The sequence below is a fragment of the Arthrobacter sp. Ld5 genome, from assembly GCF_051172775.1.
GTDB lineage: Bacteria > Actinomycetota > Actinomycetes > Actinomycetales > Micrococcaceae > Arthrobacter_D.
The window spans coordinates 1-1095 of record NZ_JBPKBO010000008.1 but is presented as its reverse complement, the minus strand read 5'-3'; the positions used below and the strand labels follow the sequence as shown (position 1 = coordinate 1095).

General features: G+C 65.9%; 1 protein-coding gene. It reads left to right on the top strand.

The genetic code is table 11. The features are described 5' to 3' along the window. Nucleotides 1–53 precede the first annotated feature (53 nt). Nucleotides 54–1088, top strand: a complete 1035-nt coding sequence (locus ACSGDB_RS04145) for an IS30 family transposase (RefSeq protein WP_434992299.1) — start codon at nucleotides 54–56, stop codon at nucleotides 1086–1088. Nucleotides 1089–1095 lie beyond the last annotated feature (7 nt).

The window sequence follows — 1095 nt, the reverse complement described above, 5'->3', positions numbered from 1 at the left end:
CTTGGTGTCATAGCGTCGTAGCAACAACATAACTGGATAGAGGGAGTTGCCTGGTGGGGCGCAGAGCATTGACGTTCTCGGATCGGGCGGACATCGCGGTTGGGATCCGAGCGGGTCATTCCGACCGGCGGATCGGAGCCGACATCGGGCGGGATCACACGGTGGTGTGGCGGGAACGGCGCAGGAACACGACGAGAACCCGCGGCTATAAGCCGGTGACCGCTGACTGCAGGGCCGAGGACCGTCGGAAGCGCCCGCAGGTCCGCAAGATCGACGCTGATCAGGTCCTCCTGGCCCGGGTGAAAGCGGACCTCCGAGGCTCCCGGACACCGCGGCAGGTCGCGGGTCGTTTGCGTTTGGAGGCCGCGGACTCCAGCGTGGGACGCATGGTCAAATCTCCCGACGCGCAGGGCCGCACCGTCTCACACGAAGCGATCTACCGGTGGATCTACGCGATGCCCAAGGGCGAACTCGCCCGCGAGGGCATCCTGCTGCAGTCCAAGCAGACCACCCGGAAACGCCGCAAACCCCTGGGTGAGCGCACCGGTGGCCGGATCGTGGGCATGGTCAGCATCGATGACCGCCCGGACACTGCCGCGGACCGGCGGATACCGGGCTCCTGGGAAGGAGACCTCGTGGTCGGTAAGGCCGGCAGGAGTGCGGTCGCAACCCTGGTGGAGCGCTCGAGCCGGTTCCTGATCATGCTGGGCCTGCCCGAGGGCAAAAAGGCCGCGGGTCTGGCCGATGTGCTCATCGACCGGGTGAACGACCTGCCGGCGCTGATGCGCGGATCCCTGACCTGGGACCAAGGCACCGAAATGGCCCGCCACGCCCAACTCACCGTCGCCACCGATCTGCCGGTCTACTTCGCCCACCCCCACTCGCCGTGGGAGCGCGGCACGAACGAGAACACCAACAGGCTGATCCGCGAATACCTACCCAAAGGCGTCGAGATCACCAGCCACCAGCCCTACCTCGACGCCATCGCCGACGAACTCAACGACCGACCGAGAGCCACCCTGGGCTACCTCACACCCCGGGAAGTCTTCACCCGACTACTCACCGACAATGTTGCTTCCACCGGTTGACAACAAG